Annotated in this window: 15 protein-coding genes and 1 tRNA gene; 8 read left to right on the top strand and 8 right to left on the bottom strand. The window is 43.9% G+C overall.

The window, feature by feature from the left end:
* The first annotated feature begins 28 nt into the window (after nucleotides 1-28).
* Nucleotides 29-1,978, top strand: a complete 1,950-nt coding sequence (locus MR764_RS05435; protein ID WP_247978387.1) for a glycoside hydrolase family 97 protein — start codon at nucleotides 29-31, stop codon at nucleotides 1,976-1,978.
* Between the two features lie 144 nt (nucleotides 1,979-2,122).
* Here MR764_RS05435 and MR764_RS05430 read toward each other — a convergent pair whose 3' ends face one another.
* The 3 genes from MR764_RS05430 to MR764_RS05420 form a co-directional block, all read right to left on the bottom strand.
* Nucleotides 2,123-4,387 carry a M56 family metallopeptidase gene (locus tag MR764_RS05430; protein ID WP_247978386.1) on the bottom strand — a complete coding sequence of 755 codons (2,265 nt, stop codon included), beginning with the start codon at nucleotides 4,385-4,387 and terminating at the stop codon, nucleotides 2,123-2,125.
* A complete protein-coding gene (locus tag MR764_RS05425) occupies nucleotides 4,387-4,746 on the bottom strand; it encodes a BlaI/MecI/CopY family transcriptional regulator (protein WP_247978385.1) in 360 nt (119 codons plus the stop codon). Before MR764_RS05425 ends, MR764_RS05430 begins: the two co-directional genes overlap by 1 nt.
* Before the next feature lie 201 nt (nucleotides 4,747-4,947).
* Nucleotides 4,948-7,395: a TonB-dependent receptor gene (locus MR764_RS05420; protein WP_247978384.1), complete on the bottom strand. Its 2,448-nt coding sequence runs from the start codon at nucleotides 7,393-7,395 to the stop codon at nucleotides 4,948-4,950.
* Nucleotides 7,396-7,794: 399 nt separating this feature from the next.
* On the opposite strand from MR764_RS05420, the gene MR764_RS05415 reads away from it, so the two are divergent.
* Together MR764_RS05415 and MR764_RS05410 are read left to right on the top strand one after the other, a co-directional pair.
* Nucleotides 7,795-8,088 (top strand): CD225/dispanin family protein, encoded by a 294-nt coding sequence (locus MR764_RS05415; protein WP_247978383.1) that lies wholly within the window; start codon nucleotides 7,795-7,797, stop codon nucleotides 8,086-8,088.
* A gap of 3 nt (nucleotides 8,089-8,091) precedes the next feature.
* Nucleotides 8,092-8,490, top strand: coding sequence for a DUF2752 domain-containing protein (locus tag MR764_RS05410; protein WP_247978382.1), 399 nt, complete (start codon nucleotides 8,092-8,094; stop codon nucleotides 8,488-8,490).
* Nucleotides 8,491-8,504: 14 nt separating this feature from the next.
* Here the strand turns inward: MR764_RS05410 and MR764_RS05405 are convergent.
* The 3 genes from MR764_RS05405 to MR764_RS05395 all read right to left on the bottom strand — a co-directional run bounded on the left by MR764_RS05405 (nucleotide 8,505) and on the right by MR764_RS05395 (nucleotide 11,035).
* A tRNA-Lys gene (locus MR764_RS05405) sits at nucleotides 8,505-8,577 on the bottom strand.
* Between the two features lie 47 nt (nucleotides 8,578-8,624).
* Complete coding sequence (locus tag MR764_RS05400; protein WP_247978381.1) at nucleotides 8,625-10,124, bottom strand: family 10 glycosylhydrolase; 1,500 nt, start codon at nucleotides 10,122-10,124, stop codon at nucleotides 8,625-8,627.
* 326 nt (nucleotides 10,125-10,450) lie between these two features.
* Nucleotides 10,451-11,035 carry a hypothetical protein gene (locus tag MR764_RS05395; protein WP_247978380.1) on the bottom strand — a complete coding sequence of 195 codons (585 nt, stop codon included), beginning with the start codon at nucleotides 11,033-11,035 and terminating at the stop codon, nucleotides 10,451-10,453.
* Nucleotides 11,036-11,298: 263 nt separating this feature from the next.
* Between MR764_RS05395 and MR764_RS05390 the strand changes: the two genes are divergently transcribed.
* Nucleotides 11,299-11,988, top strand: a complete 690-nt coding sequence (locus tag MR764_RS05390) for a 2-phosphosulfolactate phosphatase (protein ID WP_247978379.1) — start codon at nucleotides 11,299-11,301, stop codon at nucleotides 11,986-11,988.
* 90 nt (nucleotides 11,989-12,078) lie between these two features.
* A complete protein-coding gene (locus MR764_RS05385; protein WP_247978378.1) occupies nucleotides 12,079-13,248 on the top strand; it encodes a PatB family C-S lyase in 1,170 nt (389 codons plus the stop codon).
* Between the two features lie 103 nt (nucleotides 13,249-13,351).
* Here the strand turns inward: MR764_RS05385 and MR764_RS05380 are convergent, their stop codons facing one another.
* The gene (locus tag MR764_RS05380) at nucleotides 13,352-14,758 is read right to left on the bottom strand and encodes a PQQ-dependent sugar dehydrogenase (RefSeq protein ID WP_247978377.1); all 1,407 of its coding nucleotides are present in this window, start codon (nucleotides 14,756-14,758) and stop codon (nucleotides 13,352-13,354) included.
* A gap of 208 nt (nucleotides 14,759-14,966) precedes the next feature.
* On the opposite strand from MR764_RS05380, the gene MR764_RS05375 reads away from it, so the two are divergent.
* Together MR764_RS05375 and MR764_RS05370 are read left to right on the top strand one after the other, a co-directional pair.
* The gene (locus tag MR764_RS05375; protein WP_247978376.1) at nucleotides 14,967-16,064 is read left to right on the top strand and encodes a metallophosphoesterase; all 1,098 of its coding nucleotides are present in this window, start codon (nucleotides 14,967-14,969) and stop codon (nucleotides 16,062-16,064) included.
* A gap of 1 nt (nucleotide 16,065) precedes the next feature.
* Nucleotides 16,066-16,731, top strand: a complete 666-nt coding sequence (locus tag MR764_RS05370; protein WP_247978375.1) for an NAD-dependent epimerase/dehydratase family protein — start codon at nucleotides 16,066-16,068, stop codon at nucleotides 16,729-16,731.
* A gap of 27 nt (nucleotides 16,732-16,758) precedes the next feature.
* Here MR764_RS05370 and MR764_RS05365 read toward each other — a convergent pair whose 3' ends face one another.
* Complete coding sequence (locus MR764_RS05365; protein ID WP_247978374.1) at nucleotides 16,759-18,105, bottom strand: FAD/NAD(P)-binding oxidoreductase; 1,347 nt, start codon at nucleotides 18,103-18,105, stop codon at nucleotides 16,759-16,761.
* 231 nt (nucleotides 18,106-18,336) lie between these two features.
* Between MR764_RS05365 and MR764_RS05360 the strand changes: the two genes are divergently transcribed.
* Nucleotides 18,337-19,395 carry an NAD-dependent epimerase/dehydratase family protein gene (locus MR764_RS05360; RefSeq protein ID WP_247978373.1) on the top strand — a complete coding sequence of 353 codons (1,059 nt, stop codon included), beginning with the start codon at nucleotides 18,337-18,339 and terminating at the stop codon, nucleotides 19,393-19,395.
* The last annotated feature ends 90 nt before the right edge of the window (nucleotides 19,396-19,485 follow it).

Raw genomic sequence — 19,485 nt, 5'->3', positions numbered from 1 at the left:
GCCTATCTTCCAATTCAAAATCGAATCTATGTATAAATTAACCATCATTGTACTATTGGCGCTTATTGTGTCAGCAGTATCAGCAAAAGACTACACCGTTTCTTCTCCCTCGGGGAAACTTGCGGTAAAGGTTTCGGTAAACGAACAGGTTTCTTACACCGTTCTTTTAAACGGACAAGAAATTGTTGCTCCTTCCACCATTTCGATGAAAATTTCGGACGGAACGGTTTGGGGAGCAAAAGCGAAAGTTAAAAAGGCAAAAACCACTTCGGTGTCGCAGGAACTTCACCCTGTTGTAGCCCGCAAACACGCGGTTATTAAAGATGATTACAACTTGCTGACGCTGACTTTCAGCGGTTATTCGCTCGAATTCAGGGCTTATGACGAAGGTACTGCCTATCGTTGGGTTTCGGCTACCAAAGGCGATTACAAAGTAATATCGGAGGAAGTAACCTTTGCATTTCCTGCTGATCATGCCATCTGGTTTCCCGAAGAAGAAAGCCTGATGTCGCACCAGGAAAGAGAATACCTGAGAGAAAAACTATCGAATGTTGGAAGCGACCGTTTTTGCTCTACGGGGATGTTGGTGGATTGTGGCAACGGCGTTAAAACCTACATTTCGGAATCAGGATTAATGGACTACGCCGGACTTTGGCTGCGCGGTAGCGACGAAAACCAAAATACACTGATTGGTAAATTTCCAGGTGTCGTTCTGGAAGAGAAACAACAAAACGACCGTAACGTAAAACCTACCAAATATGCTGATTATATTGCTGAATGCAGCGGACCGAGGGTTTTCCCGTGGCGTGTTATGTTGATCACTGAAAACGATGCCGACCTGGTTGAATCTGATTTGATCTACAAACTTGCTCCGGAACAAAAAATTGAAAACACCAGCTGGATCAAACCAGGAAAAGTTGCGTGGGACTGGTGGAACGCCAATAATATTTACGGTGTTGATTTCGAATCGGGGGTAAACAATGAAACTTACAAGTATTTCATCGACTTTGCGTCCAAATATGGTTTAGAGTATATTATTCTGGATGAAGGATGGTATCATTTAGGCGATGTTCTGGATGTTGTGGACGAGATCAATATCCAGGAACTGGTAGATTACGGCAAATCGAAAAATGTTGATATCATTCTTTGGGTAGTTTGGAAATCTCTCGACGATAAACTGATCGAAGCTTTGGACCAATTCCAGAAATGGGGAGTAAAAGGGATCAAAATGGATTTCATGCAGCGCGATGATCAGTGGATGGTCAATTTCTACGAAAAAGTTGCTTTGGAATGTGCAAAGCGCGAATTACTGGTAGACTACCACGGAGCCTACAAACCCTGTGGTCTTGATCGTGCTTATCCCAATGTGATTTCTTACGAAGGAGTTAAAGGGCTTGAAAATGCAAAATGGTCAACACTTCCGGACCCGGAACACGATGTTACCTTACCTTTTATCCGCATGGTTGCCGGTGCGATGGATTTCACTCCGGGTGCAATGATCAACAAAACAAAACAGAATTTCAATCCGGTTTTTACCGAACCCATGAGCCAGGGAACCCGTTGCCACCAGTTGGGAATGTATGTGGTGTATGAAAGTCCGCTGCAAATGCTGGCCGACAATCCATCGAACTACTACCGTGAACCGCAATGTATGGAGTTTCTGTCGGCAGTTCCATCGGTTTGGGACGATACAAAAGTTCTGGAAGGCAAAGTAAGCGATTACATAGCTGTTGCCCGTCGCTCCGGCGACACCTGGTATGTGGGCGCCATGACGGATTGGGATCCGCGCTCGCTGGAATTGAAACTCGATTTTCTAGGTGAAGGAAATTACACGATGAAAGTTTGGAAAGACGGTGTGAATGCCTCCAAGCATGCTTCCGATTTTGCTCAGGAAACCGTAAATGTAACTTCCGGTTCTACCGTAAAAGTAAACATGGCACCAGGCGGTGGCTGGGTAGCTATTATTGAAAAGAAATAAAAGCAGAGAATCTAAGCGCAAAACTCTAGCTAATAAAGATACTGGAAGAGGGAGATTCCGAATGGATCCTCCCTCTTCCTATTTGCCAAAATGACTCAACAGCCAGTTCTTGCTTTCAACTAATTTTTAAAAAAAGCTTTTTTCTTACTTGGGTTCCTCCAACATAAATTTTACAGTCATTATTACATCCTTGCCCAGCAATTCCGGAATATCGATTGCAGGCATCAGGGAAACCACCCGCTTTGCTTCTTTCTTCAGAGCTTCCATGGCGGCATCAGTTTCGGCGACTTTCGGCGACTTGGGCCCGAAGCCAACCACAACCACCTCATCGAGCGAAACTGCATCTTTAGGCTTTTCATCTAAAAATGTAATACTTCCATTTTCAGCCACATGAATAAATACATTCACATCGCCTGTTTGATTGCACTCCTGAGCTACAACCGGATATTTGATTCTGTAGGCAATAAATTTGCGAAGTTTTAAATCCGAATCAATTTTTTCATCTTGCAATTGTTCAGAACTCTTCACAGTAACCTGATCCGTATACAATTTTCGACTACTTACCTCTAACACACCGGATTTTCCAAAATCGCCATATTTTTTAACCGCTTCTTTCGGTTCTACCCGCTTTATTTTTTCAATCAGATCCCGATCAACCTCATTTATCTTTTTACTGATTGGTTTCCCATTAAGTACCACAGGAATTTCGGTTTGAGCCAACTGCTCAGCCCTGTTTGCCGAGGTAATAACAACCACTCCGTCAACGGCCTCTTCTCCATACTTCTGTTTGGCCTCATCGCCTTTTAATATTGATACAGATTCAATTTCACCGGGAGAAATATCGTTAATATCTCCTTTGTATTTTTCGCCATCAACAATTACAAGGGGTGATTTCCCATTAAAAGATTGCTGCGCTTTATCTTGTATTCCGACAGTTGCTGTTTTATTCCCTTCAGCATTTTCCATTTCAGATTTTTTCTGACCTGATTTAGTGGTAATAATTATCACCCCGTTCTTTCCTAAATCGCCATAAAGGGCAGTAGCACTTACATCTTTCAAAACACTTATTGATGCGATATCATCTGGATTTACCTCTTCAACCGTAGGCGCTTTTTTACCATCAACCACATACAGCGGTTGTTTATCGTTAAGCCCATATTGCGAAAGGTTTAATCCGCCGGACGAACCCGGTGTAATTTTCGTTTTATCGCTGTTAAAATCAACAGTACCCTTCTGCATACCGGTAATTTGAAATCCGGACTGACTGTCTTCCGAAGCTTTTTTTAGCGTAACGTTTAGTTCTTTACTTCCATCAACGCCCATCTCTTCTTTTTCGAAACCGGGCAACATAAAAACCAGCGTAGCAGTTTCATTAGTATCAATCTTATAGTTTCCGTCTGCATCGGCAACCGTACCAATGGTTGTCCCTTTTACCAGTACTGCTGTTCCGGCTAAGGGCTTGCCTTTTTCGTCGGTTATTTTCCCAGTGATTGTTTTTTCTGGTCTGGTAATTTCCGTAGAAAGATTACTTTGTACAAGCTCTGTTTTTACTTCCTTATTCGAAAGCCCCATAATTAGGATGGCCAGCAAAGGAAGCACTACCAGCTGTTTGAGCAGCGGGTATTTGTTGTCTGATTTTTGTTTCATCATAATAATTCGGTTTTTAAGTTGTGATCCGTTTAATGCAGTTAGAAAAGGAGCAACACCTTTTTTATCGGCCAGTCCTACCATTGCCAACTGGTAAGCTTCGGCATTGTGGCATTGCGTAACCTGGTGATCGGCAAGGTATTCGAGGTTATTTTTCATGGCATCTTTAATCAGCCAGGCAAAAGGATTAAACCACTGGAACAGAAAAAGAATTTCTGCCACCAGAATATCGATCGTATGGTGCTCCTGTACATGAATTCGCTCGTGGCAAACAATCATTTCGAGGTTGGGATTCCGGATTGTTTTTTCAGAAAGTACAATTTTATTGAAGAACGAAAAGGGGTGAACGTCCTGGCCGGTTACATTTACCGGGGTTCCAAAAAGTATTTTTACACTACTGTTTCGAACCATCCGAAAAGCCTTGTAGTGCCCCAAAAGCAAGTAGCCCAGAAACAGGACAATTCCGGTCGCATAAATCAAAACCAGCACATCCATCCAATCCATTTTTGACTCTGCTACTGTCGAGACAGCAACTTCGGGTAAATAGGTAAAACTATCGGCGTAACCCGCTGTATCAGTTGAGATGTAATGAACCGTAGCAAAGGTAATCAGAGGAATCAGAAAGCTGATCGCCAACGACACCGGCAGATAGATCCGGTTAAATAAAAACTGCTTCCGATTCTGAAAAAGCGCCATGTAAACCAGGTAAAAAGCGCCTGCAGCCAACGCCGATTTTCCGAGGTAGATTAAGAAGCTTTCCATTAATTTCCCTCCTTTATCATTTTTATCAGCTCATCAATCTCTTGTTCCGAAAGGCCTTTTTCTTTTACAAAAAAAGCAACCGCACTTTTATACGAATTGTCAAAATAATCGCTCACCACCTGTTTCATAAACGTTCGGCGGTATTCTTCTTTTGAGAGAAGAGGAAAGTACTGATAGGTGTTTCCGTATTGTTTGTAGCCCACCACTCCTTTCTCCTGCAACAAACGCACCAGCGACGAAATGGTGTTGTAATGTGGTTTCGGATCGTCGTACTCTTCGATGATGTCTTTTACAAAAGCCCTTTTCAGCTGCCAGAGGATTTTCATTACCTCTTCTTCTTTTCTGGTAAGTCTTTTCATTTTACGGTTCATTAAAATGTTTTTTCATCTGTCACAACAAACATATAACTGATTTTTCAGTTTTGCAACTATTTTTTCAGTTTTTAAACTGATTTTTCAGTTGGCATTCCCAATAACCAGATTAATGAACCTTTGAAAAACAAAGAATGCCGCCCAAAGAGCAGCATTCCATAAAAATATGACGTATTATTTTATTATGGATCAGAATTCTCCGCCGTCCATATCCATTCCTCCACCTTCTCCGCGGTTGTTTCGATCTTCTTTGAAATTATTCAACTTATAACTAAGGGTAAGCATTACTGTTCGGGGTTCGTGCTTCCATTGGCTCCAGCGTTTAAAATCGGTTCCGTAGGATTCACTTTCAAATTTACCGGTACCTAAAATATCGCGTACATTTAGTGTTGCTGTTAATTTGTTGTTCCAGAAATCCTGTCGGTAAGAAATATTCGTAAATATCATCGCCTTTCTTTCTCCCTGTGCTGAAACCGATTTTCCGTTAAAAAATCCCTGCAACTGCAATCTCGAACTTTGAGATATTTTGAAAGTCGTGTTCATTCTGCTGCTCAAGTTGTTGCTGCTACGATCGACCGACTCGCCGTTCAGATCTCCTGTAATCCGGTAATGATACAGCGAAACGCTCGCATTTACCAGCAGCCATTTGGTAAAATTGACATTCCCGGTAAGTTCTGCCCCGGTTGAATAATCTTTGTCAAAATTGTCGGTGTTCAAATAATAAATTCCATCGTCGCCGAGCGTTTCAATGCGGTCAATTTTATTGTTGGTAATCCGGTGAAAGGCATCGAGCGAGATATAGGAACGATCGAAGCGATACATCGCACCCAATTCATAGGAGTTGGTAAACTCGGGCTTCAAATCGGGATTACCGAAGCGAATGGTGTACCGGTTGTAATAATTTGGTGTTGGATCGAGATCACGTCCGCGCGGACGATTAATTCGCCGGCTGTAACTCGTCATAAATTCGATGTTATCACCTAAACCATACGAAAAATGAACGGTTGGGAACAAATCAAAACGATTCAGCTTCGATGGTTCATCTGCTTTGGTATTCCGGGTTTCACGGTGTGTCAGTTCCCCGCGCAGTCCGCCCATGTATTGCAGTTCGCCCAACTTATTGCTGAATGTGGTATAAACCGCATGAATGTCGCGTGTGAAATCGGTAGAGCTGGTATAATCTTCGTTAATAATCCAGCTATCGTTGCTTTGATTGTAATCCTGAAACGCCAGGTCTTCCTTATCGGTTTCCATTCGGCTCAGCATTCCGGCTTCGAATTTACCGTCTTCACTAAATGGATAAACATAATCTAGTTTGAGGCGAAATTCCCTTTGCTTTTCATTTTCGAGCGTTGCCACCCTTTCTATATAATCGGGTGTCCGGTTGTAATCTTCATCAGCCAGAAGTTCGCCTTCGACTTCGTCGTCCGAGCCTTTTTCGCGCGAATAAAAAGCCAATGCGTCCAGCTGGTGTCCCTTTTTATCAAATTTATGCTGAAAGCTCAATGTTCCGCTGTAAAATTTGCTTTCGTTATTGGACACTTCCTCGCTAATCGAAAAAAGTTCGTCGCCGGCCGGAACCGAATATTCGTGTGTTCTTCCTCCGCCGTTATTGGTATTATCCGAACGCCCCAATTCTCCGGAAAGCGACAAGGTTGATTTATCGGTTACAAACCAATCGGCGCCTGCCTTAACGTTCTTTCCGTTTCTGTTAAAATTACGGTCGCCATCAATTTTTATATACGATGTAGTATCTCCCGAATAGGTTTCGCTAAGCGAGTGCGAACCACCTTTAAACGTATCGTCGCGCCAATCAAAACCTCCAAAAAAGTTAAATTTTTCGGTCCGGTAATTAAGGGTAACGTCGCCCCGGTATTTATCGTTCGATCCGATGGTGGCGTTAACGATTCCGCTTAATCCGTTCAGCGAATTCTTTTTCATAACGAGGTTGATAATCCCTGTGGTTCCATCGGGTTCGTATTTCGCGGAAGGATTGGTAATAATCTCAATATTTTCGATCGCTGAAGCAGGAATCTGGCGTAATGCATCGCTCCCGGTTAATACGCTGGGACGCCCGTCGATCAACACCGTAAAATTCGATGACCCGCGCAATGAAACGTTCCCTTCGAGATCGACCTGTACCGAGGGTGTATTTTCCAAAACTTCTACCGCTGTACCTCCGGTTGCACTAATCATTTGGCTTACATTCACCACTTTCTTGTCGAGTTTGAATTCAACCGGACTACGGTCGGCCACTACTTCAACTCCTTCGAGTTCAACCGACGAACTACTCAACTTTATTTTTCCTGAATTAAAGGTTGGATTGTCACGGGTGATAACAATGTTATCTACTTTTGACTTATCAAAACCAATAAAATTGGCTTCCAGGTAATATTCTCCTAACTGTAATCCTGTAATTTCGAATTCGCCTTTCCCATCCGTAATTCCTCCGGAAACCAACGCCGAACTGGCCGTGTTATAAACCGCAACATTGGCAAATTCCATGGGTTGCCCCGAATGTTCTTCAACGATTACTCCTTTTATTCTTCCTGTTTTATCATCATCGCCATTGGCATACACATTAAAAAAACTGATGTGTATCAGGAGTGACAAAAAAATTCCTAGCAGCTTTTTCATTTCTGAATTCTGTTTTCTGATTTGTTTAATTAATTCAACTTCAAATAAGACAACTTTGTCTGAAGTAGGTTTAAATCCTGTTTTGTTAATAAAGTGTTAAAGGCTTTTCCCGAGATGTCAAACACCGTACAGACCATATTAAACCACCGGATAAAAACACATTTTCATTTTTCAACTAAAAAGAGAAATACCACACTATAGAATGACATTTCATCAAAACTTAAAGTCTATGGAAAAATGTACTGATGTAGCTTCATCCACCGGACGACGAACTTATACAAGAATTCATAATGCGTTATAATTTGTCCGAATCAATCTTGCATTATTTATTTTTTTTTAAAATTACTTAACTTAATTTTGAAAGGCATCTTCCAAAAAAGATCAATTAACATATACATTATGAACGAACAAGTTTCACACCCGGGCACTCCTCCTCCTAACTATCTGGTATTTGCAATTTTAGTTACAATTTTTTGTTGCCAGATTCTAGGTATTGTCTCCATCGTTTTTGCCGCACAGGTCAATTCCAAATGGAATGCCGGCGACCTGGAAGGAGCCCGCATTGCCAGTAAAAATGCCAAAATGTGGGCCTGGATTGGACTGGCCAGTGGATTAGCACTTGCAACCATCGCTGTTTTACTGTCTGTATTTGGTATTCTGGCCGGGATTTCGCTCGGTGGAATGAACTTATAATACATGAAAAAAATAGTCCATTTTGTTTTGCTGCTTTTAATATTAGGAGTGGCCGTGGTATTTTTTGTGCTCGATCCAGGCAAGACCCAATTGTTTCCGCAATGTCCGTTTCATGCCATTACGGGTGGCTATTGCCCCGGATGCGGCTCGCAGCGGGCATTACACAGTTTATTGCATTTGAACATTGCCGGTGTGGTTAGTTATAACTTCCTGTTTCTACCAGCAGCACTTTTGGTGCTTTACCATTATGTTTATTCGATTTTGAACCGGTTTTTCGGATGGAACCTCCCCAACCTGTTGTATAAAAAACAAACGCCCTGGATTATTTTAATTGTAGTGATCGCGTTTTGGATTTTTAGAAATCTCCCGTGGTATCCTTTTTCGGTGTTGGCCCCGGGATAAGAGAAAATAAATTGTCGGCCTGCAGGGATTCGAACCCTGGACCCGCTGATTAAGAGTCAGCTGCTCTGCCAACTGAGCTACAGGCCGCGGTGCATCAAAGGTAACCGGAAAATGAGTTTTTACAAAAACAAAAGTCACATTTTTACAGTTACCGGAACCGACAACCGGCTTTCGTTATTCAGCCTGTCGAGCACAGAAATACGAACTTCATATTTCTTCTTTTTCCGGTTTATCCGGTCGAATTTAATTTCCTTATCTTTTGTAATAATGAACATATTCTGGCTATTTTCAGGATCGAAGCTTTTCCCAACTTCGTTTCGGTAAACTACAAATTGCCAGGGTTTATCCAATTCAGCGGAAGCCTCAGCAACGCTCCACATTACTTTTCTTCCCGATCTTTTCAATTTGGTTATGGCCTTTGGAGGCATTGCATCGAGCCACGGCATAGGTGGAATAATGGCAGGGTGCTTGTAAAAGTCGAGGCGCAGACTATCCTGAAATCCCAAAAGATTTTTATTAAAGCTCTTCGAACTAAAATAAGCGGAACCGCCTATTTCGGGAATGCTATGAATCATGCGAAGCTGTTTGGGCAATTGGTCGGGCTCTGTCCACTCCGGGGTATTCGATCCGGGATCGATGCGATAGGGCGCCTGCCCAATATAAAGCGCTCTTCCGTATGTATGATTTGACCACCAGTGAGCCAGAACTTCAAAATCGGCAGCAGGCATACCAATGTGCCAGTACAATTGCGGCAGCGAATAGTCGATCCATCCTTCTTCCTGCCATTTGATAATGTTTGCATACAACCCGTCGTAATTGCTTGTACCGGCTTTTGTTTCCGATCCGCGTGGGTCATCGGCTTTATTCCGCCAAACACCAAAAGGACTGATTCCGAATTTCACCCAGGGTTTTACCGATTTAATGGTTTCGTTCAACATTTTTATGGTAATGTCAACATTCTCCCTGCGCCAGTCGCCAATGTTCTCAGCTAAAAAACCACGGCTGTATAACTGAAAAGAAGCTGTATCAGGAAAGGCTTCTTTTGTAGGATATGGATAAAAATAATCATCCATATGAATGGCATCCACATCGTATCTTTTTACAATATCTTTCACCACCTCGGCAATAAAGCTTCGAACGGCCGGGATTCCCGGGTCAAAATATAATTTGTTCCCATACTCAAGAACCCATTCCGGATGCTGAAATACAATATGATTGGCAGAAAGTTCCTCGTTAACTTTTTGTGTAATCCTGTAAGGATTCAACCAGGCGTGCAGTTCCATCCCCCGTGCATGGCATTCACTGATCCAAAACTCCAGCGGATCGTAGTACGGATTGGGAGCCTGTCCCTGTGTTCCCTCCAAATATCTCGACCACGGTTCGATTTCGGAACGATAAAAAGCATCGCCGGAAGGCCTGATTTGCAGAATTACTGCATTCATCCCCAAATCCTTGTGCATATCCAAAATGCGAATTGCCTCTGCCTTTTGGGTTTCAGTATCCAACCCCGGTTTCGAAGGCCAGTCTATATTGGCAACAGTTGCCACCCAAACAGCACGGAATTCGTACTTGGGTTGCGCGCCCGAAATCAAGACCGTCAGAACAAAAATGATTAGAAATAAATACCGGCTCATAACAGATTTTTCAATTTATTTGCAGCAAATGTAATCATTCCCTAAATTTTAAATTATCATCTGATTACATGAAGGTGCATTCATCTGCGAAAAAAAATCCTATCTTTGCATCAGGAAAGTAAACAAGACAAGAAAATATTTAAGACAATCCGGGTTTACTGTTCTGGTAAATCCGTGGTTTATTAGGTTTAGTTGGTTTAGGTTAAAAAGGCTGTCAGTAGGGCAGCCTTTTCTTTTTTGACGTTTTTCAACACAAAATAACAGGCAAAAAAAAAGCCGGTAATCTGTCGATTCCCGGCCTTGCTAAACCAATAACATTTTCTGAACTATTTTACCAAACTATATGTGTACTCGTTATTCGAAGAACTTAATACAACTTCGTATTTGCCTTTCTCCAGTGCAGAAAGATCGTATCCGTTTACCATGTTGAATTCTTTACCCAACTTCGATTGGTAAACCAAACCGTTTTCATTATAAATGTTCAAAGACATGTGCTCCTGATCAAAATTCAGGTACGAAAGTTTCAACACATCGTCTGCATAAGCAAAATACGGATCGAAACGCAGTTTTGATTCTCCCACCGAAATACCGTTCGATGCAACTTCAAATTCTTTTGACAAACGGGTATCGTTCACTTTCAGATTCATGGTGTATTTACCATCTGTAAGCTCAGTAAAATCAAATACTTTCTGGTACGAATTCAATGGCTTTGCCGATTGCTTGTAGTACACCAACTCACCATTCTCAGCCTTAATGCTTAACTCAAACATCGCTTCTTTGTTATTTAAGATCGAAACAACTGCTCTGTCCGGAGTCAAGGGAACAACATCCATTTTTGGTTTTTCAACCGCAGATGCAACTGCTACAATTGCCACTGCCAATACTGTAAATAAAAATTTAATTGTTTTCATAACCATTCAATTTTAAGTTTAACTCTGAATGACAGGACAAATTTATATGTTTTTCAACATAAATGCTGTAAAACATATTTTAAAACCGGAAAATTAAATGTAAAATTAACGTTGAATCTTGATTGGATTTTTTGTCAAATTTCTGGATGTCAATAACAAAAGGCTTTTTGTAGCAATAAGGGCCGGCTCCTATCAATTATCATGCCAAATTATTCATTTTATTGTTAAATAATTTTTATTAAGATTACATTCAAATAAAAACGATGAAGATCAACATACTTCAACTAATTGAAGGAGCGCGAATTGCCGAAGGAATTACGGTAATTATTGATGTCTTCCGGGCATTCTCGACAGCGTGCTTTGCCATCGACAAAGGCATTGAAAAGATTTACCCGCTGGGAGAAATTGCCACGGCCTATCAAATGAAAAGCGAACATCCGGAATTCCTGCTGGTTGGAGAAAGAAACGAGCAAAAACCGGAGGGCTTCGATTTTGGAAACTCTCCCTTTCAATTGATGAACGCTACCTTTACTGCCAAAACCATGCTTCACACTACCAGCTCGGGGACACAGGGAATCGTTAACGCCACCAACGCTAAAGAAATTCTGACGGGCGCCTTTGTAAATGCCGACGCTATAGTCCGGTACATCCGCACCAAAAATCCGGCTATCGTTTCACTCGTATGCATGGGCTATGCCTGCCAGCGCCCTACCGACGAAGACACACTGTGCGCCCAATACATTAAAAATGCATTGGAAGGCAGAGAAAACAATTTCCCGGAAATGGTAAAAACCATTAAAGCAGGCAATGGCGCACGTTTTTTTGATCCTGCCAAACAAAGCTGGTCGCCCGAAAACGACTTCCATCTCTGCACCCAACTCAGCCGGTTCAATTTTGTATTGAAAGTTGAAAAGGAGGGTGAATTAGTTTATCTTCGCCCCATCGAGGTGTAAAAAGTCGGTCGGACGACACCTACTCCTCACAATAAAACTTCCCCCAAGAGCCTAAAATGAACGCCAGTTAATGATCAGAAAAAGGAAAACATGAAGACATACAATTTTGATGAAATTATAGAGAGAAAAGGCACCAACTCGCTAAAGTACGACGCACTGGGATCTTATTTCAAATCGCCCGACCTGCTTCCGCTCTGGGTGGCCGACATGGATTTTCGCACACCCGATTTTATCATGGAAGCCATCAGGGAACGAGCACAGCACGAGATACTGGGCTACACCTTTAAACCCGACTCTTATTTTAACGCGATCATGGGATGGATGAAACGCAGACACGACTGGGAAATTCAACGAGAATGGATTTCTTTTAGCCCGGGCGTAGTGGCCGGTCTTACCATGGGAATTGAGACGTTCTCCAATCCAGGCGATAGCGTGGTAGTTCAACCGCCGGTATATTTTCCGTTTTTCGACAGCGTAAAGGGAACCAAACGCAAACTGATCGAGAATCCGTTAAAACTGGTAAACGGCAGATATACCTTCGATTTGGATGATCTGAAAGCCAAGATCGATTCCAATACTAAACTACTGTTGCTTTGCAATCCGCAAAACCCGGGAGGCATGGTGTGGACACGCGAAGAGCTGGAAGGATTAGCAAACCTTTGCCTCGAACACAAGATCATGATTGTTTCGGATGAAATTCACTCCGATCTCATCTATGAAGGAAACCGCCACATTCCGATTGCCACTATTTCCGACGAAATAAAAGAGAACTGCATGATCACCATGGCCCCCAGCAAAACATTTAACGTTGCCGGACTATCTTCTTCGCTCGTAATCATTCCCAATAAAACCAAGTTTGCCCGTTACGAAAGGCATCTGGGAGTGGGACATCTGGGAATGGGCAATATATTCGGATCAATTGCGTTGGAAGCAGCCTACACCCATGGCGACAGCTGGCTCGACCAAATGCTGAGCTACTTATGGGAAAACTACTTGTTGCTCGAAAGTTTTGTGGAAAAGCATCTGCCCCGGGTAAAAGTGATGAAACCTGAAGGCACGTACCTGGTTTGGCTCGATTTTTCCGATTACCAAATGAAAAACGATGAACTGATGAAGTTCACCATCGAACAGGCGCAGCTTGCACTTAACGATGGTGGAAGGTTTGGCACCGGCGGCGATGGCTGGCTTCGCATCAACATTGGTTGCCCGAGAAGTATATTGGAAGAAGCATTAAACCGGCTGGAGAAAGCATTCAAGTAACTTATTCAGATATAAAACAGAAATCCGTCTTCAGAACACGCTTCGAGGTCATCACCGGAGCAAAAATTCTAAAGACGAATTTTTTATATCATCTAAAAATCAATTACTCCATTTTCGGAGTCAGACGAATCACTATATCAGGTTTATTCAGAACCACATAAATGGCGCCATCGGGTCCGGTAGAAACATCGCGGACACGCCCCTGTCCTTTCACAATCACCTCTTCGTGCATCACACGGTCGCCTTCAATATCCAGCAAACTTACTTCCTCGTATTTCAAAGCCCCTACCAGCAATTTGTTTTTCCACTTTTTAAACAAGTCGCCGCGGTAAAAGTCGAGTCCGCAAACAGCAGTAGAAGGTTTCCAGTAGAACACAGGCTGCTCGTATCCCGGCTTGCGGGTATATTCCGAAACAATGGTTCCATTATAATTCAATCCATAGGTAATAACGGGCCAGCCGTAATTTTTCCCCGCTTCAATCAGGTTCAGTTCATCACCGCCCATCGGGCCGTGTTCGGTCGCCCACAGCTGACCGGTTTCCGGATGAATGGCCATGCCCTGAATATTCCTATTACCCAGCGAATACAGCGATTTAATTGAATTCTCTTCATTAAACCACGGATTATCGACAGGCACAGTTCCGTCTTTGTAAATCCGGTGCACCTTTCCGTTGGGCCGTGTAATATCCTGCGCATGAACATCGGTTCCCCGCTCGCCAATGGCAAAATAAAGATATCCCCAGGGATCGAAAACTATGCGACAGCCGTAATGATGGCGTGTTGTCCGGTAAGTTTCGTGCGGCGCTTCAAACAGTACCTGTTGATCCACCCAGGTATTATCGCTGATCTTTCCGCGAACAATACGTGTCATCGCGGGAGGACGCTCGGCTCCCTCAACATTGTTCAAAGCATGACTGTAGGCCAGATAGATCCATCCGTTTTCACTGTAATCCGGATCCACTGCCACATCCAGCAAACCACCCTGCCCTTCGTTCAACACTTCCGGAGTATTTCTTACCGCTTCCTTCTGCAGAACGCCGTTTTTTACGATTCGTAAACGACCGGGCCGCTCGGTGATCAAAGCTGTACTCGCATCGATGAAATCAATCGCCCACGGAACCTCAAGATTTTCGGCAAAAACATCCACGTTCATAAAATAATCCATCGTCTCCAGTTCTTTTACAACAGGAGGCCGTTCAGCTCCGGCATTTTTTTCTGAACTCCGGATATATTTCAGAATCGCGCCGATTTCCACATCACTTAAGGTCTTCTCGTACGAAGGCATGCCCAAATGCGAAATCCCAAATTTTATGTTTCGGTAGATGTAGCCATCCTCGGCCCCAAACTGCCAGATACCATCTACAAGACTGGTGGCATTTCCGCCATTCAGATCAGCGCCATGACATTGAGCACAGTTTTGCTGATAAAGCGCCTGTCCATCCTGAGCGCAAACGCTACCGATCAAAAAGAAATAAAGAGATCCAAAAATCAAAAGTCGGAATACATTCATTGCTGTCGATTTAGATTATATCTTCAAGATAAGGATTTTCGGGCGTTTTTGTTCAACAAGACCCTACAACAGTGGACCTTGTACCGCAATGCCAGCAAACTTTCTCTGCAACAAGCCTGCTTCTGTATTCACATTCGATTAACCTATAATGATCAAAGTTTGATTAAATTGCAGCGTTTTAATCCAGACAACTGAAAACAATACAACAATGAGAAATTTCTTTCCAATATTATTTCTGATTATTTTTCTGACCATTCTCATAAGCGCCAACATTTATCTGGCCCGGCGATTCACGTTCTGTTTCGACCTGAAAAGCTCCAGGTTTTTATACCTTACTTTTGGTGCAATCACCGTTTTTATGATCGCCGGAATTGTGGCTTTTTCGAACGCTGAATCGCGATTTGCCAACCTGGCCTACAGCGCAGCATCCATTCTTATGGGCTTCATGTTGTATCTTGTTTTATCTGCTCTGGCCATCCACCTGCTGAGTGTATTCGCAAAACTATCGCCCCGGATTCTTGGCATTTCGTCACTGGCGCTGGCTGTGCTGGTTACAACGCTGGGCATCTGGAACGCGACTTACAAGAGAATCACAAAAATTGAGATTCCGGTAAAGGGTCTGAAAAAAGAAGTAAGCATCATGCATTTGTCCGACATCCATATCGGGCATTTCTGGGGACCCAAAACACTGCAAAAGATTGTAGATAAAACCAATGAGCAGAAACCTGACGTGGTATTTATTACCGGAGATTTGTTTGACGGGAAAATACGGCTAAACAAAGCCAGCATTGAGCCGCTGACCAAACTTTCTGCACCCGTTTATTTTGTGAAAGGAAACCACGACGGATACTCCGGCGCCGAGGAGGTAAAAGCAAAACTGAGGGAAATAGGAGTAAACGTGCTTGAAAATGAGGTAACACATTTTGGCGAGCTGCAGATTATCGGGCTCAACCACATGCGGGGCGACAACCGCAAAAACCCAACCGCCAAACGACCCACCATCGAATCGACACTTAATCAGCTGAATATTTTTGATGGGCCGCCAACCGTTCTGCTTCACCACAGCCCCGACGGAATTGAGTATGCCAACCAACACGGCGTGGATCTTTACCTGGCCGGGCATACGCACAACGGACAATTGTTCCCGATAAACCTGCTCATTCCTTTGTTTTTCAAATACAACAAAGGATTATTTAACTACAAAGGAACCCATATTTATGTATCGCAGGGCGCAGGCGCTTACGGCCCTCCGATGCGCGTGGGAACCATCAGCGAAATGCCTTTCATAACACTAAAACCGGAATAAGATGAAAGCAATAATAACCGGCGCAAGCGGCATGGTAGGAAAGGGTGTTCTTCTGGAGTGCATCGATCATGAAGCCGTTACGGAGGTTTTGGTCATCAACCGAAACCCGCTCGGAATTCAGCATCCGAAATTAAAGGAAGTGATTCATCGTGATTTTGCCGATTTCACAGCTATACAATCCGAACTGGAAGGCTACGATGCCTGCTTCTTTTGCATGGGAGTGAGCTCTGTGGGCATGAATGAAGCCGATTACCAGCGGGTAACCTACGATTTCGCCCTGGCACTGGCCCGGGTACTTCGTACCTTGAATCCGGACATGACCTTCAACTATGTTTCGGGTGTTGGCACCGACTCAACCGAAAAAGGGAGAAGCATGTGGGCCCGCGTAAAAGGCAAAACCGAAAACGATCTCATCGGCCTTGGTTTTAAGCAAGCCTACATGTTCCGCCCGGGAATGATTATCCCCAAACGGGGCATAAAATCACGCACCAAAGCCTACCAGTTTTTGTACGACTATTTTCTCTGGCTCGTAAACCTTGTAAAATTCTTTTCTCCCCACTCGGTGGTCGATACCACGCAGGTGGGCAAAGCCATGATAAATTCAGCTCTGAAGGGCTATTCCCAAAACGTATTAGCCCCCAAAGACATCATTATTCTGGCAAAGTAAAGTCTGGCAAGCAGATCGCGGCATCGGTTACATCAGGCCTTTTAACATGCCATGATAGTACATTGGCTCCAGCCCGTGCACTTTCAACATCCACCACATTCCGCGCTCTACCGCAGGGTCCAGCCACGGAATGGTTGGCATCAGCTCTTTCTCGTAACCAAATTCACACATCAGCACCTTTCCGTACTCCGTTACGATCGGACACGCAGAGTAACCGTTGTACGTTTCTTCGGGCTCGTTGCCTTCCATAATCGAAACCAGGTTGGCAGCAGCCACCGGGGCCTGCATGCGAATGGCCGCCCCTGTTTTGCTGGTACGCAGTCCGCCCGCATCGCCAACCACCATAATGTTTTTATAATGCGTATGAACCAGTGTGGCATTGTCTACATCGGCCCAGCCACCGTGACGCAAATCGCCTGTTGTTATGGCCAGCGGAGAATTTTTCACAAAATCGGGCGCACTCATCGGCGGGATAAAATGAAGCAAATCATAATCCACCGTGATCAATTTTGTATCGTCCACCGGCAAAGGAGCCAGCGTAGCTTCCTCTATCTGCTGAAAAACAGCCTTTTTTGCTGAAGTATCCACCGATACCAAGCGGTGTTTGTAAGATATCCCAATGTTTCGTTCATCATAAATTTCCTGAAGGCGGTCACCAAAAACCACGGGCGTCATCAGGTTGGTCGAATTCCCGAAATACTGAATATCAAACCCGTCCCGGATCTCTTTGTCACGCAGAAAATCTTCGGTAATCAAACAGATCTTTTTAGGCGCGCCGCCGCATTTCAGTTTTGTGTAGGTGTCGGTAAACACCAGGCGGGCATCTTTGCGGCCGGAGGTAAGTTTCTCCATGGCCCGGTGGTATTTTATGGCTCCCTGGTAATCGTAGATGCAGTGCGCGTTTCCTTCGCCCAGCGTTTCACGCGAAATTCCTTCAATCAAATCGAAGTTCATCTGACAACCCGGTGTCAGTACCAAAAAGTCATAATCAATCTTCCCGCTCTTCTTTGTGCTTACATAGTTGGCATCCGGCACCAGTTCGGCCACCGAATCTTTTATCCACTTCACGCCTCTGGGAATCAGCTTTTCGGTAGATCTTGTGACCTGCTCGGGAGAAAAAGTTCCCGATGCAATCAAGGTATAGCCCGGTTGGTAGAAATGTGTTTCGTTGGGCTCAACAATGGTAATATCAGGCGTTCGCAACTTATCGGTAAGGTAGGCGGCCATGGTTATTCCGGCAGCACCTCCCCCCACAATCAGTATCTTCGCCTTTGCTTTACTCTCTGAAAAAAAATCGTAAGTTCTCTCAGCAACAATGAGCCCACCAAGACCCAATGCCCCGTTCAAGAGAAATCTCCGTCGGTTAATGGCCATATTTCGGTTTTTTAGTTGGTAAATATTATAGGTGTCGCAAGGCTATCGAATTTTATCCTCTTAAGCATCTTTAATGCCAAAAGAAAGGTTGATTTTACATTTTATTAATGATGAATCAGGGATTATTAGATCAAGTAAAACTATACTTGCAAACAAAATTCTTAGGGGCAACGAATTTTCCGGACAAGCCCCGTTACGGCATAGAAAACTAACTTTATGAACCAATAGATTATGAAGACGATCGATAAATCAAAACCCGTACTGGTTACCGGTGCCACCGGTTATGTGGCAGGCTGGCTGGTAAAAAAACTTCTTGAAGAAGGATTAACGGTGCATGCAGCAGTTCGGAATCCGGACGATAAGGAAAAACTAAAATACCTCGACGGGATTGCCCAAAACACACCGGGTGAGATCCGCTATTTCAGGGCCGATTTACTCGAAGAAGGATCGTATGCCGAAGCTATGACCGGTTGTGAGCTGGTTTTCCACACGGCATCGCCCTTTGTTACCGATGTAAAAGATCCGCAGAAAGACCTCATCAACCCGGCCAAACTGGGAACCCGCAATGTACTGGAACAAGCCAACCAAACGGAATCGGTGAAGCGGGTGGTTCTTACCAGCAGCGTGGCTGCCATTTATGGCGACAATGCCGACCTGAACCACGCTCCCGGCAAGGTTTTTACTGAAGAAGTATGGAACACCAGTTCTTCGCTCGAACACCAACCTTACTCGTATTCCAAAACACTGGCAGAAAAAGAAGCCTGGAAAATTTGTGAAGAACAACTGCAGTGGGAGTTGGTGGTGATAAATCCCAGCCTGGTGATTGGCCCGGCAATTAACCCCACGCAGGTTACTTCCGAGAGTTTCCGGATCATCCAGCCCTTTGGCGATGGCAAACTCAAAATGGGTGCTCCCAAACTGGGCATGGGTTTGGTGGATGTACGCGATGTAGCCGAGGCACATTTTTTGGCCGGATTTAAACCCGACGCAAGTGGCCGTTACATCATTTCAGGCCACAATACCTGGTTTATCGACATGGCCAAAGCCCTTCAACCCAAATACGGCGACAAATACCCCATCCCGAAAAAGGAAATGCCCAAATGGCTGATCTGGTTGATGGGACCAATGATCAACAAAGCCGTGACACGAAAATACATTTCACGCAACATGGGGCTCCCTTTTGTAGCGGATAATTCAAAAAGCATCAACGAACTGAAAATGAATTACCGCTCTGTAGACGAATCGCTCAACGAGATGTTTCAGCAACTCATCGACAACGGTTTGATTTAAGAAACGGACACCGACCTTTATCTCATTAATACGTAATAAGCCGGCCGATTAATCATTTAATTATCAGCCGGCTTCATTCATTCACTCCCT

The sequence above is a fragment of the Maribellus sp. YY47 genome, from assembly GCF_023111095.1.
Lineage (GTDB): Bacteria > Bacteroidota > Bacteroidia > Bacteroidales > Prolixibacteraceae > Draconibacterium.
This window is presented reverse-complemented; position numbering and strand designations above follow the sequence as displayed.

Coding starts and splice junctions, on each gene's coding strand:
- MR764_RS05365 (WP_247978374.1), bottom strand. CDS start 18,105: ATGGCCATTAACCGACGGAGATTTCTCTTGAACGGGGCATTGGGTCTT.
- MR764_RS05395 (WP_247978380.1), bottom strand. CDS start 11,035: ATGAAAACAATTAAATTTTTATTTACAGTATTGGCAGTGGCAATTGTA.
- MR764_RS05400 (WP_247978381.1), bottom strand. CDS start 10,124: ATGAGCCGGTATTTATTTCTAATCATTTTTGTTCTGACGGTCTTGATT.
- MR764_RS05380 (WP_247978377.1), bottom strand. CDS start 14,758: ATGAATGTATTCCGACTTTTGATTTTTGGATCTCTTTATTTCTTTTTG.
- MR764_RS05375 (WP_247978376.1), top strand. CDS start 14,967: ATGAGAAATTTCTTTCCAATATTATTTCTGATTATTTTTCTGACCATT.
- MR764_RS05360 (WP_247978373.1), top strand. CDS start 18,337: ATGAAGACGATCGATAAATCAAAACCCGTACTGGTTACCGGTGCCACC.
- MR764_RS05410 (WP_247978382.1), top strand. CDS start 8,092: ATGAAAAAAATAGTCCATTTTGTTTTGCTGCTTTTAATATTAGGAGTG.
- MR764_RS05385 (WP_247978378.1), top strand. CDS start 12,079: ATGAAGACATACAATTTTGATGAAATTATAGAGAGAAAAGGCACCAAC.
- MR764_RS05370 (WP_247978375.1), top strand. CDS start 16,066: ATGAAAGCAATAATAACCGGCGCAAGCGGCATGGTAGGAAAGGGTGTT.
- MR764_RS05425 (WP_247978385.1), bottom strand. CDS start 4,746: ATGAAAAGACTTACCAGAAAAGAAGAAGAGGTAATGAAAATCCTCTGG.
- MR764_RS05415 (WP_247978383.1), top strand. CDS start 7,795: ATGAACGAACAAGTTTCACACCCGGGCACTCCTCCTCCTAACTATCTG.
- MR764_RS05430 (WP_247978386.1), bottom strand. CDS start 4,387: ATGGAAAGCTTCTTAATCTACCTCGGAAAATCGGCGTTGGCTGCAGGC.
- MR764_RS05390 (WP_247978379.1), top strand. CDS start 11,299: ATGAAGATCAACATACTTCAACTAATTGAAGGAGCGCGAATTGCCGAA.
- MR764_RS05420 (WP_247978384.1), bottom strand. CDS start 7,395: ATGAAAAAGCTGCTAGGAATTTTTTTGTCACTCCTGATACACATCAGT.
- MR764_RS05435 (WP_247978387.1), top strand. CDS start 29: ATGTATAAATTAACCATCATTGTACTATTGGCGCTTATTGTGTCAGCA.